We start from the raw sequence: 16577 nt of genomic DNA, 5'->3' as shown, positions 1-16577 counted from the left end.
CTGCCGCGGTTTCTGCCACACGATAAAAAACGGCACGCTTTTGAGGGCGTGCCGTTTTTTGTTGAGCGCTCGATTCCTGCGAACTCCGCGTGCGGGTTTTACTTCACCCGCATGCCCGGCTTCGCACCGCTATCCGGTTCGAGCACGTATAGACCGGGTTCCGCTTTTTCGTCGGTGGCGGAGGCAGCCAGCACCATGCCTTCCGACAGCCCGAACTTCATCTTGCGCGGCGCGAGATTCGCGACCATCACCGTCAGCTTGCCGATCAGTTGCTCCGGCTGATAGGCCGACTTGATGCCCGAAAACACGTTGCGGGTTTTCTCTTCGCCGACGTCGAGCGTGAGTTGCAGCAGCTTGTCCGAACCCTCGACCGCCTTGCAGTCGACGATCTTCGCGATGCGCAGATCGATTTTGGCGAAGTCGTCGATCGAGATGATGCCGGGCGCCTCGTCTTCCTTCGCGGCTGCGGCTTTCGCTGCCGCTTTCGACTTGGCCTTCGCGTCCGCCGGCGCCGCAGCTTCCGGCGTGGCTTGCAACGAATCGCGATTGGCGGCGAGGAGCGCTTCGATCTGCTTCGAATCGACGCGCGTCATCAGATGCTTGTACGCGTTGATCGGACGCGTGGCGCTGAGCGGTACGTCGGCGTCGGCCCACACCAGCGGCGCGATGCCGAGGAACGCTTCGACCGCTTCGGCCAGCTTCGGCAGCACCGGCTTCAGCGCGAGCGACAGCAAACGGAACGCCTCGACGCTGACGCTGCAGGTTTCATGCAGTGCGACCGCGTTCGCCGGGTCTTTCGCCTGATCCCACGGCTTGGCGGTGTCGACGTATGCGTTGACCGCGTCGGCCAGATCCATGGTCTGGCGCAGCGCGCGGTTGTACTCGCGCGCTTCGTAGTTCGCGGCGATTTGCGGCACGGCGGCGCGCAGCGTGGCGAGCAGCGGATGCTGCATCGCGCTGTCCTGCACGCGGCCGTCGAAACGCTTGATCAGGAAGCCGGCGGCGCGGCTCGCGATGTTCACGTACTTGCCGACCAGATCGCTGTTCACGCGCGCCTGGAAGTCGTCGAGGTTCAGGTCGAGGTCTTCCATCGTGCTGTTCAGCTTGGCCGCGAAGTAGTAGCGCAGCCATTCCGGATTCAGGCCGGTTTCGATCACGCTTTGCGCGGTGATGAAGGTGCCGCGCGACTTCGACATCTTCGCACCGTCCACGGTCAGGAAGCCATGTGCGAACACGTTGGTCGGCGTGCGGTGACCCGAGAATTCGAGCATGGCCGGCCAGAACAGCGTGTGGAAATACAGAATGTCTTTGCCGATGAAGTGATATTGCTCGGCGGTCGAACCCTTGCGAACCCACGCGTCGAAGTCGAGGCCGCGCTTGTCGGCGAGGTTCTTGAAGCTCGCGTAATAGCCGACCGGCGCGTCCAGCCACACATAGAAATACTTGCCCGGCGCGCCCGGGATTTCGAAGCCGAAATACGGCGCATCGCGCGAGATGTCCCAATCGGCGAGCTTGGCTTCGCCGGCGTCGCCGAGCCACTCGCGCATCTTGTTGGTCGCTTCAGGCTGCGCGAGGCCGCTCACCCATTCGCGCAGGAAATTCTCGCAACGCGGATCGGACAGGCGGAAGAAGTAATGCGTCGAGGTTTTGCGAATCGGCGTGGCGCCCGAGACGACCGAATACGGGTTGATCAGTTCGGTCGGCAGATAGGTGGAGCCGCAGACTTCGCAGTTGTCGCCGTACTGATCTTTCGCGCCGCACTTCGGACATTCGCCCTTGATGAAACGGTCCGGCAGGAACATTTCCTTGACCGGGTCGTACGCCTGTTCGATGTCGCGCGCGTCGATCAGGCCGGCTTCTTTCAGCGCCAGATAGACGCTTTCGCTGAGGACGCGGTTTTCGTCGGAATCGGTCGAATAGTAATTGTCGAACGAAATGCCGAAGCTGTCGAAGTCGCGCTTGTGCTCCTGCCAGACGCGGTCGATCAGTTGCTTCGGCGTGAGGCCTTCTTTCTCCGCGCGCAGCATGACCGGCGTGCCGTGTGTGTCGTCGGCGCCCACGTAGTAAACCTCGTGCCCGTGCATTCGCAGCGCCCGGACCCAGATGTCCGTCTGGATATATTCGACCAGATGGCCGATATGGATTTGCCCGTTCGCATACGGAAGGGCCGACGTGACGAGAATCTGGCGACGGCCTGACGGCGCGCCGGTGACGAGATCGGTTGCGGGTGCTGACATAAGAATGGTGGGAGCCTGCGGTGGGACGAAAGGTTGATTCTAGCAGGGCGGGCGCAGGGGACGGGCCTGGCCGCCTGGGCTGCTGTCGAGGAGCAGCGAGGACCGGAGATGATCCAGGCGGCATCGCCTGACGATGAAAACCGTGCGCCCAAAAAAAACCGGGGCTATTAACCCCGGAGCAACAACGACAAGAGGAGAATGGTGACGCGGTGGCTTCGCCAGCCACGTACCGTAAAGACAGACAGCGGATTTTCGGCAGAGTTCGAAATTTTTTCGGCCCCGCGCGAGATTTTCCTTTGTCAGATTTTTGCGGCGCGCCGGGCGCCGGCCCATAAGAGCGAAGCGCCCGGCCTGTCCATTCTCTTCAGACCTTGCGTTTATTGCGTCGTATGCTGCGCCGTTGCGCGCAGATAGATTTCCACGCGACGATTCGCGGCGCGGCCGGCTTCGGTGTTGTTATCGGCGACCGGCTGGTTCTGGCCCATGCCTTGTGCCGACAGACGTTGCGGCGCCACGCCGCGTTGGCCCAGATAGCCCGTCACGCTTTCAGCACGATTCACCGACAGCGTCTGGTTGTACGCCGGCTGGCCGGTGCTGTCCGTATAGCCGATCACCTGCGCGATCACTTCCGGATTCTGTTGCAAGGTTTGCGTCAACTGGTCCAGCACCGGTGCGAACGACGGCTTGATCGCATAGCTGTTGGTGTCGAACGTGACCGAGCTCGGGATGTTCAGCTTGAGCGAACCGTCCGGCTGCTCGGTGATCTGCGTGCCGGTGCCCTTGGTGGCGCCCGACAGCTTGTTGTGAATCGCCTGCCAGTTATAGCCGGTGATGCCGCCGACCGCCGCGCCGACGCCCGCACCGATCGCCGCGCCCTTACCGCCGCCGAAGATCGCGCCGAGCGCGGCGCCCGTGCCGGCGCCCACGCCGGTGCCGACAGCCGTGTTCGTGCCCTGTTGGGATGCGCAGCCTGCCAGCAACGAGCCGGCAACGGCGAAAACAGCCAGGCGAGTCATGAGTTTTGCATTCATTTTCGATTCCTCTTGAGTGAAGCGTATAAAGCGGCCATAGCGATCAACTTATGCAGCGAGCGTGACGCAGAAGCAGCGCCCCGATCCGCAGCACGGAAAATCCTACGCCTTTTTCCGTACCGGTCCGACAATGAAGCAGGGTCTTCCGGCAGGGCCTGGCAGCAGCCACTACAATGATGGCTGAAGTCCACAGCGATGCGACCCCATAGCGTTCCGCTTGCCCGAAGGGTGCCCGGCCAGCCTGGTTTTCGCAATGCTGTCTAACAATTTCTTTCAAATTCCGGCGCGCGGCCGAGAGTTCGATTCCACCGCGCGGCAAGTGTTCCCCTCGGAGTGTCAATGAGTATCGATCGGGCTATGGTCGACGCTGCCCTCGCGGCCGTCACTGACCCCAACACCGGCAAACCTTACGCGGCCGCAAAGAACCTCAGGAACGTGGTCGTGGAGAGTGACACGATCAGCGTCGAAGTGGTACTCGGCTATCCGGCCCGGCGTCAATTCGAAGCGATCCGTACGCAGTTTTCCGACGCGCTGCGCGCCGTGCCCGGCGTGGTCGACGCACGCGTCGAGGTGTCGCAGCAGATCGCCGCGCATACCGTGCAACGCGGCGTGAAACTCTTGCCGAATGTTAAAAACATCGTCGCCGTCGCGTCGGGCAAAGGCGGCGTCGGCAAGAGCACGACCGCCGTGAACCTGGCGCTCGCGCTCGCGAGCGAGGGCGCATCGGTCGGCATTCTGGACGCGGACATTTACGGCCCGTCGCTGCCGATGATGCTCGGCATCGAAGGCCGTCCGGAGTCGCCCGACGAGAAGTCGATGAACCCGATGACCGGCCACGGGCTGCAAGCCAATTCGATCGGCTTTCTGATCGAGCAGGACAACCCGATGGTGTGGCGCGGCCCGATGGCGACTTCGGCGCTGGAGCAACTGCTGCGGCAGACCAACTGGCAGGATCTCGACTACCTGATCGTCGACATGCCGCCCGGCACCGGCGATATTCAACTGACCTTGTCGCAACGCGTGCCGGTGACGGGCGCCGTGATCGTCACCACGCCGCAGGACATCGCGCTGCTCGACGCGAAGAAGGGCCTCAAGATGTTCGAGAAGGTCGGCATTCCGATTCTCGGTATCGTCGAGAACATGGGTATGCATATCTGCTCGAATTGCGGACACGAAGAGCATATTTTCGGCGCCGGCGGCGGCGAGCGGATGGGCAAGGAATACGGCGTCGACGTGCTCGGCAGCCTGCCGCTCGACATCGCGATCCGCGAGCAGGCCGACTCGGGCAAACCCACGGTCGTGGCCGATCCGGATGGGCGTATCGCGGACATCTACCGGTCGATCGCGCGCAAGGTGGCGATTCACATTGCAGAGCGTGCGCGCGACATGACTTCGAAGTTTCCGAACATCGTCGTGCAGAACACCTGAGCACCCATTCGGACAAGGCGTTAAAGCGGGGTCGAGGCGGTAATTTGCGCCTGGTCTCGCGGTATCATGTCGACTTCACAGGTTCGGCTCGGCGGCCGCAGGGGCGGCTACCAGGCCGGCAAGAGGATCGCATGGGAAAACGAATCGACGGGCAGGCGGTGCATGCGTTCATCGTCCTGGCTGCCAGCAGTGTGCTGTTATGCGGCTGTAGCACGTTCCTGAGGCCACAGGAAAAGCGTGCGGACGCGCAGTTGCTGCCCACCGTGGGCAATCAGGCGCACGGTCTCGTGACGTTCATCGAGCGCTCTGACGGCGTGCAGGTCACCTATAACCTCGCGGGCTTGCCGCCCAATACCGACCACGCGTTGCAAGTGCACGAGCGCGGCGACTGCAACGCGGCCGACGGCTCCAGCGCCGGTCCGGTGTTTTCGCCGGCGGCCGAGCGGCTCAAGGCGGGCGCGCGGGTCGAGGGCGATCTCGGCACCATCCACGCGGACGCCAACGGTGTGGCCACCGGTTTCATCGTCGCGCCGGACGTTTCGCTCGACGGCATCCGTTCGGTGTTGCAGCGCGCGGTTCTGCTGCATCACGACGCCGCCGACCCCTATGCGTATCCGCAGCACGGCGCGGGTCCCGCGCTCGCATGCGGCCTGATTCGCCAATGAGCGCGAGATCCGGGCCGCCGTCAGCCGTCGCTCAGGTCGCCCACTGCAGCAGCGATCTCATGATCGCGTAAAATAAGCGCCTTTCGTTGCGGGCACCCCGTTCAGCGCGGCACGCGTAGCCGCCCGGGCGTCCCGCCCGCCAGGTTCGGGCATCATTCGTCACACATCTGTCACTCACGTCGAGCAGCGTTCACCTATGACCATCAAATCCGACAAATGGATCCGGCGCATGGCCGAGTCGCACAACATGATCGAGCCGTTCGCGCCCGACCAGGTTCGCGTCTCCCAGGACGGCCGGAAGATTGTCAGCTACGGCACGTCGAGCTACGGCTACGACATCCGCTGCGCCGACGAATTCAAGATCTTCACGAACATCAACTCGACCATCGTCGATCCGAAGAACTTCGACGAGAAGTCGTTTGTCGACTTCAAGGGCGACGTGTGCATCATCCCGCCGAATTCGTTCGCGCTGGCCCGCACGGTCGAGTATTTCCGCATTCCGCGCAGCGTGCTGACTGTGTGTCTGGGCAAGTCCACGTATGCGCGCTGCGGGATCATCGTCAACGTGACGCCGTTCGAGCCGGAATGGGAAGGGCACGTCACGCTCGAATTCTCAAATACGACACCTTTGCCTGCGAAAATCTACGCGAACGAAGGCGTCGCCCAGGTGCTGTTTTTTGAAAGCGATGAGATTTGTGAAACGTCGTACGCGGATCGCGGCGGCAAATATCAAGGTCAGCACGGCGTCACGTTGCCCAAAACGTGACGTCCGCAGCGCACTGATCCACCAGCTAGACCGGGTGACCGCTGCAATTTACAGAATGCAGCGGTCGTTCTTTTTGGAGATTCGCCCATGAAGTTTCGTTTCCCCGTCGTCATCATCGACGAAGATTTCCGCTCCGAGAACATCTCGGGTTCCGGCATTCGGGCTTTGGCCGAAGCAATCGAGAAAGAAGGCGCGGAAGTGCTCGGGTTGACGAGCTATGGCGATCTGACCTCGTTCGCGCAGCAGTCGAGCCGCGCGTCGTGCTTCATTCTGTCGATCGACGACGACGAACTGCTGCCTTACGTCGAAAACGTGGTCGTGGACGGCGAGACGCCGGAGCTGGCCGCCGCGATCGTCGCGTTGCGCGCGTTCGTGACCGAAGTGCGCCGCCGCAACGCCGATATTCCGATCTTCCTGTATGGCGAAACGCGCACGTCGCGCCACTTGCCGAACGACATCCTGCGTGAGCTGCACGGCTTCATCCACATGTTCGAGGACACGCCGGAGTTCGTCGCGCGCCACATCATCCGCGAGACCAAGGTGTATCTGGACTCGCTCGCGCCGCCGTTCTTCAAGGAGCTGGTGCAGTACGCGGACGAAGGCTCGTATTCGTGGCATTGCCCGGGGCACTCGGGCGGCGTCGCGTTCCTGAAGAGCCCGCTTGGTCAGATGTTCCATCAGTTCTTCGGCGAGAACATGCTGCGCGCGGACGTGTGCAACGCTGTCGACGAACTCGGTCAGCTGCTCGACCACACGGGTCCGGTGGCGGCGTCGGAGCGCAATGCCGCGCGCATTTTCAGCGCCGATCACGTGTTCTTCGTGACCAACGGCACGTCGACGTCGAACAAGATCGTCTGGCACGGCACGGTAGCGCCAGGCGACATCGTGCTGGTGGACCGCAACTGCCACAAGTCGATCCTGCACGCGATCACGATGACCGGCGCGATCCCGGTGTTCCTCACGCCCACGCGCAATAACTTCGGCATCATCGGCCCGATTCCGCGCAGCGAGTTCGAACCGGAAAACATCAAGAAGAAGATCGCGGCGAATCCGTTCGCCCGTGAGGCGCTTGCGAAGAATCCGGATCTGAAGCCGCGCATTCTGACCATCACGCAGAGCACGTACGACGGCGTGATCTACAACGTCGAGATGATCAAGGAAATGCTCGGCGAATGGCTCGACACGCTGCACTTCGACGAAGCCTGGCTGCCGCACGCCGAATTCCACGAGTTCTATCAGGACATGCACGCGATCGGCGCGGGCCGTCCGCGGATCGGCGCGCTGGTGTTCGCCACGCACTCCACGCACAAGCTGCTGGCCGGCATTTCGCAGGCTTCGCAGATCGTCGTGCAGGATTCGAAGAACAGCCGCTTCGACAAACATCGCTTTAACGAAGCGTATCTGATGCATACGTCGACGAGCCCGCAGTACGCGATCATCGCGTCGTGCGACGTGGCCGCGGCCATGATGGAAGCGCCCGGCGGCACCGCGCTCGTCGAAGAGTCGATTGCCGAAGCGTTGGACTTCCGCCGCGCGATGAGCAAGGTCGACGCTGAATACGGCGACGACTGGTTCTTCAAGGTGTGGGGCCCGGACCAGTTCGCCGAAGAAGGCATCGGTTCGCGCGAAGACTGGATGCTGCGCCCGAACGACGCGTGGCACGGTTTCGGCCCGCTCGCCGAAGGCTTCAACATGCTCGACCCGATCAAGGCGACCATCGTCACGCCGGGTCTGGATATGGACGGCGGTTTCGGCGAGTCCGGCATTCCGGCCGCGATCGTCACGAAGTATCTGGCCGAGCACGGGATCATCGTCGAGAAGACCGGGCTGTATTCGTTCTTCATCATGTTCACGATCGGCATTACCAAGGGCCGCTGGAACTCGATGGTCACCGAACTCCAGCAGTTCAAGGACGACTACGACAACAACCAGCCGCTGTGGCGCGTGCTGCCCGAGTTCGTGTCGCATCATCCGATGTACGAGCGCGTCGGACTGCGCGATCTGTGCGAGCAGATCCACAGCGTCTATCGTGCGAACGACATTGCGCGGCTGACCACTGAGATGTATCTGTCGAGCATGGAACCGGCGATGAAGCCGTCGGACGCATTCGCGAAGCTCGCGCACCGCGAGATCGACCGGGTACCGATCGACGAACTCGAAGGCCGCGTCACGTCGATTCTGTTGACGCCGTATCCGCCGGGCATTCCGCTGCTGATTCCGGGCGAGCGCTTCAACAAGACGATCGTCAACTATCTGCGTTTCGCGCGCGAATTCAACGAGCGCTTCCCGGGTTTCCATACGGATATTCACGGGCTCGTCGGCGAAACCATCAACGGGCGCATCGAATACTTCGTCGATTGCGTGCGCGTCTGACGATGCGCGTGATGAAGTTACTGCCGGGCGCTGACGGCTGGCGGCGCGCGTCGCGTGCGCTGGCCGTGTGGTCGGCGCTCGGAGTGGCATTGGGCGCGGTGTTCGGCGTGATGCCGCTGGCGGCGCATGCCGAGGTGGCCGCGGCCGATCCGATCGACGCGGCGATGCGCACGTGTCTCGCGCGCAGCGACACGTCGTCGACGGCGGGGCAGGTGCAGTGCATGGACAACGCGCGGATCGGCTGGAAGGCTGCGGCCGACAGCGCGTGGCAGCAGCTTCTGACGAAGCTTCCAGCCGCTCAGCGCAAGCCGTGGGAAAAGAGCCAGGCGAGCTGGCAGACTTCGCGCGATGCCGAGGCGCAGTTGCTGAGCGCGGTGTTCGCGACGACTCACGGTTCGATGTACGTGCTGGCCCAGGCCGACATGCAATTGCAGCCGGTGCGCGACCGCGCGCTGGCGCTGCGCAGCGCGGTGGCGAAAGTCAGCGCCGGCGGCACGGCGCCGCGTCGGCCGCGCGCCTGTAGCGCGGACGCGCAATGCGAACACGCGACGTTCGATGTGAACCGTTACTACCACCGCTTGCAGCTGAAGATGCCGGCGCGCTCGCGTGCGGTGCTGGTGCGGGCGCAGAGGGACTGGAACGCGTATCTCAACGCGACCACGCCGCTCGTCGACGAACGCGGCCGCGTCGATATCATCGGCGCGCGAGTGGCCACGCTGAAGCGTTTATCGGAGACGGTCGGCAACGACTGAGCCGCCGACCGGCTGCGCACGACTCACGTGAGCGCGTAGGCCTCGCGCTGCGGCCGGGGCAATTCGATAGCCGGCTCGCCGAGCAGATCGCGCATCGCGTCTTCGATACCTAGCGACATGGTTTCGAGCGCGAGGTCGTTGTCGTCGGTGCCGAAGGGTTCTTCGATCTGCGACGCGATCGCTTCATGCGCCATGAACGTGTACGCGACGAACACCGCAAAAATCGGCGTGAAGATGCCGATGCTGTCGACGAGGCCGAACGGCAGCGACGCGCAGAAGAAATACACCGTGCGGTGAATCATCACCGAGTAGGCGAAGGGCAGCGGCGTCGACACGATGCGCTCGCAACCGCCGATCACATCCGACAGACCATTCAGATTCCGATCGAAGGCGAGCACCGCCATGGGATCGATCGCGCCTGTTTGCGCGTGACGCTGCACCCATTCGCCGAGGAACAGCAGCAGGGTGGCGGGCTTGTAGCGCGACGCTATGACGCGGTCGAACAGCGCTTCGGGCAGGCGCGCCGCGAGATCGGCACGTGGATCGCTCTTGCGGAGCTGATGCCGCAGCGCATGGGGAAGGGCGCCGAGAGCGGCGACGAATTCCCGGATGTCTTCTTTCGGCAATGGCCTGGTTTGCAGCGTGAGCGCCTGACGGGTGAGGGAGCGCGATTCGTTCAGCAACTGCCCCCACAGCTTGCGGGCTTCCCACCAGCGGTCGTAGCTGGCGTTGTTGCGAAAGCCGAGGAAGACCGCGAGCGCTATGCCTATCAACGAGAACGGGGCGGTGCTGTTGAGATTGAGCGTGACGGGCAACAGATGATCGTGGGCCGCGACGGCGACGACCGCGATGCAGAAAATCAGCGATAGCCGCGGGATCAGTTGCGGGAGGACTGAGCCTCGCCAGGCAAGCAGCATGCGGAACCAGTGGAGGTGAGGGCGGATGATCATTTGAAAGGTGCTGTCTGCATTCGACGAGGAGATTCGTATTATCGCCTTTTCGCTGGTCTGCCTGACGGTCGTCCTCTCCAAGGTGTTCGCCGATCTGCGGTGGCAGAACACGTTGTTCTCCCTTCAATAAAACAGCCCAACGCGCGACTTTTCGGACTGCTCCGATAGGCGGCTGATCCTGCGTTGCCGGACAGTGACGGCCAGCCGCGCGTTGCCTGAATAAGCCCCTTTCCTTTTTCCTTCGCGAGGCACCGTTCACGAAGAAGAACGAAAGGAGTACGTTCGGCATGTTGAACTTCGATACCCCGCGCACACTGACTGTCAGTGGTCCGGCGCTGCCTGTTCTGTCTGACGGTGGAAGCGTTTTGCAACTCGGTGCGATCGAGGGCGAAGAAACGCTCTCTTCGATTTATCGCTACGAACTCCTCCTGACCACTTCGCCGGATATGCCCGAAACGGAGGCGGCGTCAATCGATCTGACGGCGCTGATCGGCACCGAACTGACGGTGACCATCCAGCTCGACGGCATGGGAACCTTCGTGCCGGGTAGCGTCGGCCGTACAGGTACTGCGAATCTCGGCACAGGCACGCGCGAGATCAGCGGCATCGTGACGGAAGCCGGGTTCGTGGAGCAACTGAACCGGCAGTCGCGCTACCGTGTGCTGCTGCAACCCTGGATCGCGCTCGCGGACCTGCGCTCGGACTACCGCATCTACCAGCGCAAGACGGTCGTCGAGATTGTCGAACAGGTGCTCGGCAACTATCTGTACTCGTACGACCTGCGCCTGAGCGACGCTTATCCGGTGCTGGACTACCAGGTTCAGTATGGCGAAACGGACTACCGCTTCATCCAGCGTCTGATGGCCGAGCACGGCATTTACTGGTTCTTCGAGCACTCGGAGAGCTTTCACCGGATGGTGCTGGTCGATCACGTAGGCGCGCACAAGCCGGTCGACAGCGCCGCCTATCAGACGCTGTGGTACTACCCGCCTGGCCACAAGATCGATCGCGAGTATGTCGACCGGTTCGACATTACCGGACGCTTGCAGAGCGGCATCTGGACCACGAACGATTTCGACTTCCGCAAACCGGAAGCGCAGTTGCAGGCGCAGAACGAACTGCCGCAGTCCACTGCGCATAACCAGTTCGAGCGCTACGAATGGCCGGGTGATTATGTCGAGCGGGAACACGGTGAGCAGTTCGCGCGGGTGCGGATGGAGGAGTTGTACGCGCAGGGTGACCGCGCGTCGGGTGGCGGCAATCTGCGCGATGTGGTGTGCGGCACGACTTTCACGCTTGCAGGTCATCCGCAGGCGGCGGCCAATCGCGAGTATCTGGTGCTGGGCGCGAAACTCACCGCCGAAGAAACGGGCGAGACGACCGGCAGCGGAGCGCAATATCGCATCAGGGTCGAGTTTGCCGTGCAGTCGGCCGCCACCGTGTTCCGGCCGTCGCGCGAGCACTACCCGAAGCCGCGCACCACCGGTCCGCAGACGGCAATCGTCACGGGTGCGCCGGGGCACGAGATCTGGACCGACCAGCATGGGCGCGTGAAGCTCGCGTTTCACTGGGACCGCTCGGGCACGAAGGATCAGAACGCGTCATGCTGGGTGCGCGTGTCTTATCCGTGGGCGGGCAGCAACTTCGGTGGTATTCATATTCCGCGCGTGGGCACGGAAGTCATCGTGGACTTCGAGAACGGCGATCCGGACCGGCCTATCGTGATCGGCCGCGTCTACAACGCGATGACGATGCCGCCGTGGGATCTGCCGGCTCATGCGACGCAAAGCGGCATCCTGACGCGCTCATCGAAAGGCGGCGGCTATGGTCACGCGAACGCGATCCGCTTCGAGGATAAAAGAGGCGCCGAGCAGCTCTGGATCCAGGCCGAGCGCGACCTCGATACCCTCGCCGAACACGATGAAACGCACACGGTAGGCCACGACCGCACGAAGACCGTCGGCCACGACGAGTCGAATCACATCGGCCGCAACTGGACGTTGCATACAGGCGGCTACAAGTTCGAAACGATCGGCGCGGCGGCGGTGCGGAACGTCGGGCTCGGACAGATGCTCAACGTAGGGCTCGCGTACAACGTGAACGTCGGTGGCCTCTATCTGCGCAACGTCGCGCTGCAGATGGCGAGCACCGTGGGGCTGAGCCGCTCCGATCGCGTGGTGCAGGACTGGACGGCCGATGTCGGCCGCATCTATACGCTCACCGTGCGCGGCAAGGCAGTCGGCGATGCGGTTCAGGCGGACGCTGCTCATCCGGTCGAAGCGTCGCCGGAATTCGCGCCGCAGTTACCTGCGCCGGTGTCCGGAGTGGACTCGAACCAGTTGCGGCTGACCGACGCCGGCCATGCACGCCTATCGGGCGCGACGCAGGTGCAACTGGCAGGACCCGGCGGCAAGGTGACGATCGACGCCGCGGGCATCACGCTTGAAGGCGTCAGCATTCGGCTTAAGTCGCCGGTCATCAGCATGACGGGCGGTAGCGTGGGTGGGCTCGCACCCGTCACCGAGGCCGACTGTGCCGAATGTGCGAAGCGACACACGACCGCGCATCCCGTCGATGTGGCGACGGGCCAGAAAATCCTCGTGCACGAGGACCTCTCTCTGCCCGGGCGCATCCCGATCCGCTGGAGCCGCAGCTATCGCAGCGCGGACCAGCGCGCGGGCAGCATGGGGGTCGCGTGGAAGCTGCCTTATGCGACCGAAGTTCGGCGCGGTACGACGGGCCTGATCTATGTCGATGCGGATGGCCGTCAGTTGCAGTTTCCATCGCTGGAGGCGGGACAGGATCACTTTCACCCGATCGAAAAATATACGCTCGCGCGTGGCGCGGACTCCGTCGCGGGCGCGACGTATGTGCTGCGTTTCGGCAATGGTGTCGACGAACACTACGCGCCGCATCCGGTCGACGACATGCGCTGGCAACTTCAGCGAATCACGAATCGCGACGGCCAGGCGCTCACGCTGGGGTATACGTCGCAAGGCTGGCTTCAGAACGTACGCAACAACGCTCACGCGCTGCACTGCACGCTGGACGACGCGGGTCGTATCACGGCGGTGTTGCTGAGTGGCGCTCACGGCGGTCCGTCGATGTGTGTCGCGAGCTATACGTACAACGTGCACGGCGATCTCATCGAGGCAACCGACCGCGCGGGTCTCACCTGGCGCTATGCGTACCGGCAGCATTTGCTAACGGGCTACCGGACGCCCGCCGGTGCGGTTCACGTGTCGGAGTGGGACGGCGACACGTCGCAGGCGCGGGTAACGCGCACGTACGCGTACACCGACGACGCGGCCGCGCGCGAGGGCCGACCCGCGATCACGCGCGACACACGCTTTGCGTATCTGCCGGCGGCCGGCACGACGCGCGTGACCGATGGCCTCGGACGCATTACCGAATACCACTACAACGGCCTGTGGGCGGTGGACCGCATTCTGAATCCGGATGGCAGCATCCGCGAGACGCACTTCGACGAGACGGGCAGCGTGAGCGGCCACACCGACGAACTCGGTCGCACGACGCGCACGATCAACGACGCGCGCGGCAATCCCATTTCGATCATCGATGCGGCGGGCAACGTCACGGGGATCAGCTACAACGCGCTGAACCAGCCGGTGCAGATCACCGATGCGGCAGGCCAGATCTGGCAGCGCGTCTACGACGAGGCCGGACATCTTGTGAATGAAACGGACCCGCTCGGCAACCCGACCGCGTACGTCTATGAAAACGGGCTGCCCGTTACGCGCATCGATGCGCTCGGCAATCTCACGCGCATGGAGTGGGATAGCGCGGGGCAGGTCGTCGCGCGTACCGACTGCTCGGGCAATACGACGCGCTACACCTATGACGCGTTCGGCCACCTCACACAGACCACCGACGCGTTGGGTAACGCGAGTCACTCTGCGAGCAGCAGCGCGGGGCGCTTCTCCGGTTACCAGCCAGCGGGGATGGGTTGGTGGCGGGTGGATTATGACGAGGCGGGCCGTGCGGTCGCGCATGCCGATCCGCTGGGACGGATCACACGGACAGGATGGGATGCGTATGACCAGCAACTGCGGATTACCGATCCGGCGGGTGGCACGCAATCGCTCGAATACGATGCGATTGGCCGAGTGACCACGCTGACCAACGCGAACGGCGAGACGACCACCTTCACCTACGACAGCCGCGACCGACTCGTAGAACAGACGGGCTTCGACGGACGGCGGCAGTCGCTGCGCTACAACGCGGCGGGCGAGGTGATCGGGCGCACCGATCACGGCGACGACGGGCAGATCGTCACCGATATCACGTATGACGTGCTGGGTCGTCCCGTTGAACGCCGTGCGAGCGATGGTAGCCACGTGAGCTATCGCTATGACGAACGCGGGCTGCTGACGCAGGCGCGGGCTTCATTGCCTGCTCAGGCGCTAAGCCAGATCACGTTCGAGTATGACGCGGCCGGACGACGGACCGCGGAAATCCAGGCGCACCACGGGCGTGTCTGGCGGCTTGCGCATGAGCTGGATGCACTGGGTCATCGTAGCGGGACACATGTGCCGGGGGCGGGTGCGCTTACCTGGCAGCGCTACGGATCGGGGCATGTGCATGGCGTGTTATTGGACGGCCTGACGCTCGCGAGCTTCGAGCGTGATGCGCTGCATCGGGAGACGCTGCGCGTGCAGGGACCGGTGGCGCATCATTTCGGCTACAGCGCAGTCGGGCAACTCGCGCAACATCATTGGCAGAACCTGAACGTGCGCGGCGACGCGCTGGAGCCGCCGCGCCTGTGGCGAAACTGGACTCATGACCGTGCGGGCCAGATCACGACGTTGCGTGACGCGTGGCGCGGCGAGAAACACTATCGCTACGATCCGCTAGCACGACTGGCGGGTGTGAGCGGCGGCCGTTATTGGGACGAGTTGTTCACCTACGATCCAGCGGGCAATTTGCTGGCTGTCGGTCATACGGGCTGGCTAGGCCGCGCGCGAGGTGACCGGCTGCAATCGCTGGTCACGCCGGAAGTCGCTGCGCCACAGGCGCTGCTGTATGACCATGACGGTCACGGCAACCGGATTTCGCGCACATTGCCGTTGCCGCCCCAAGCCGAACCGACGGCTGGAGACAACTTCGTTCGGGTCATGGATACGCTCACGGGTGTGCAGAAGGCGCAGGCCGAAGCTCGACCCCATGTGACGCGTTACCGGTATGACGGCAGTCATCAGCTCATCGCGATCGGGCACGATGACGGCGCGCAGACTCGCTATGAGTATGACGCGTTGGGGCGGCGCATTGCGAAGCATCATGAGCCGGCGCGTGGGACGCCGCAGACCACGCTGTTCGTGTGGGACGGCGACTGGATGGCGCAGGAGGTGAGGGGGGGCGATAGCGCGCACGACGACAGGTCCGTTACCTATGTGGCGCATCCCGATCATGCGGGGCCGCTTGCGAGACTCGAAGGCGGTGCGGCGTGTCACTACGTGACGGATCACCTGGGCGCGCCGCAGGAACTGTACGACGACCGTTGCAAGGTGGTGTGGGCGGCGGATTTTAGTGCGTATGGCAAGACGCGGCATCGTTTCGCGCAGGAGGTGGAGAATCCGATACGGTTTCCGGGGCAGTACTACGATGTCGAATCAGGGCTGCATTACAACCGGTTCAGGTATTACGATCCGCAGGCGGGGAGGTATGTGAGCCAGGACCCGATTGGGTTGAGGGGTGGTTGGAATAATTACATCTATGCAGACAATCTGCCTACTTTGAGGACGGACCCGCGTGGGCTTGAAGCGATAGAGTGGGGCGCAGGACTAGGGACCATGATTGAGCCGGGAGGCGGCACTCTTGTTGGGGCTGGTATAGGTGCTATCGTCGATGGGCTCCTGCTTCTGGCTGTTGCAACGGGATTAAAGTCGGACGCGAAAACCGAGTGCCCTTCAAACAAGAAGACCTGCCCTCCATGCAGGACGGTGACGGGAAGGATTGTCGCGCGAGGAACAGTTGGGTATCGCGCGCTGGACGTCATTCCTGATGACGAGATGCAACACGGAGTCTATGGCTCGCATCACAATATATTTTTGGCAAATCAGAATCCAAACAATTGCTGGTGCTTTTGGGCAAAGCAAAAATATGTTCTTAAGCCCAATCAACTGACCATTGCTATGGTCCCCGTGGAAGAGTTCGCCAATTGAGAGAGGGCTATCTTATGAAATACACCAGCAATGGAGACGAGATTCAGATTGGCGATTCCGTCTCAGTCGAGGACGGCACAGAGGGAACCGTGGTTTGTGATTTCGATGCGAGGCTGTGCGTGTCCGGATATGAAGACTGGTTCGCACATAACGGAGCTACAGTGGACGGCATCCCTTCGCGAGGGATCCTCGT

The 16577-nt window shown here is 62.9% G+C and carries 9 protein-coding genes; 6 read left to right on the top strand and 3 right to left on the bottom strand.

The annotated features are described in order from the left end of the window. Window positions 1-98 precede the first annotated feature (98 nt). A complete protein-coding gene (metG, locus tag PQQ51_RS22270) occupies window positions 99-2237 on the bottom strand; it encodes a methionine--tRNA ligase (RefSeq protein WP_408498984.1) in 2139 nt (712 codons plus the stop codon). Window positions 2238-2614: 377 nt separating this feature from the next. Continuing rightward, complete coding sequence (locus PQQ51_RS22265; RefSeq protein ID WP_408498983.1) at window positions 2615-3268, bottom strand: YiaD family glycine zipper/OmpA-like lipoprotein; 654 nt, start codon at window positions 3266-3268, stop codon at window positions 2615-2617. Between the two features lie 339 nt (window positions 3269-3607). Between PQQ51_RS22265 and apbC the strand changes: the two genes are divergently transcribed. The 5 genes from apbC (at window position 3608) to PQQ51_RS22240 (ending at window position 9252) form a co-directional block, all read left to right on the top strand. Beyond that, complete coding sequence (apbC, locus tag PQQ51_RS22260; protein WP_408498982.1) at window positions 3608-4696, top strand: iron-sulfur cluster carrier protein ApbC; 1089 nt, start codon at window positions 3608-3610, stop codon at window positions 4694-4696. Window positions 4697-4827: 131 nt separating this feature from the next. Beyond that, window positions 4828-5361: a superoxide dismutase family protein gene (locus PQQ51_RS22255; protein WP_408498981.1), complete on the top strand. Its 534-nt coding sequence runs from the start codon at window positions 4828-4830 to the stop codon at window positions 5359-5361. Window positions 5362-5557: 196 nt separating this feature from the next. Next, complete coding sequence (gene dcd, locus PQQ51_RS22250; RefSeq protein WP_408498980.1) at window positions 5558-6127, top strand: dCTP deaminase; 570 nt, start codon at window positions 5558-5560, stop codon at window positions 6125-6127. 87 nt (window positions 6128-6214) lie between these two features. After that, on the top strand, window positions 6215-8500 hold the full coding sequence (locus PQQ51_RS22245) for an Orn/Lys/Arg family decarboxylase (protein WP_408498979.1): 2286 nt from the start codon (window positions 6215-6217) through the stop codon (window positions 8498-8500). Between the two features lie 2 nt (window positions 8501-8502). Further along, the gene (locus tag PQQ51_RS22240; protein ID WP_408499021.1) at window positions 8503-9252 is read left to right on the top strand and encodes a lysozyme inhibitor LprI family protein; all 750 of its coding nucleotides are present in this window, start codon (window positions 8503-8505) and stop codon (window positions 9250-9252) included. 23 nt (window positions 9253-9275) lie between these two features. Here the strand turns inward: PQQ51_RS22240 and PQQ51_RS22235 are convergent, their stop codons facing one another. Continuing rightward, window positions 9276-10202 carry a bestrophin family protein gene (locus tag PQQ51_RS22235; protein ID WP_408498977.1) on the bottom strand — a complete coding sequence of 309 codons (927 nt, stop codon included), beginning with the start codon at window positions 10200-10202 and terminating at the stop codon, window positions 9276-9278. 287 nt (window positions 10203-10489) lie between these two features. Between PQQ51_RS22235 and tssI the strand changes: the two genes are divergently transcribed. Next, on the top strand, window positions 10490-16384 hold the full coding sequence (tssI, locus tag PQQ51_RS22230) for a type VI secretion system tip protein TssI/VgrG (protein WP_408498976.1): 5895 nt from the start codon (window positions 10490-10492) through the stop codon (window positions 16382-16384). Window positions 16385-16577: the final 193 nt, after the last annotated feature.

Source organism: Paraburkholderia xenovorans, assembly GCF_046030735.1.
GTDB classification, from domain to species: domain Bacteria; phylum Pseudomonadota; class Gammaproteobacteria; order Burkholderiales; family Burkholderiaceae; genus Paraburkholderia; species Paraburkholderia xenovorans_A.
Note: the sequence above shows the minus strand (reverse complement) of the source record. Positions and strands in the feature narration are given on the sequence as shown.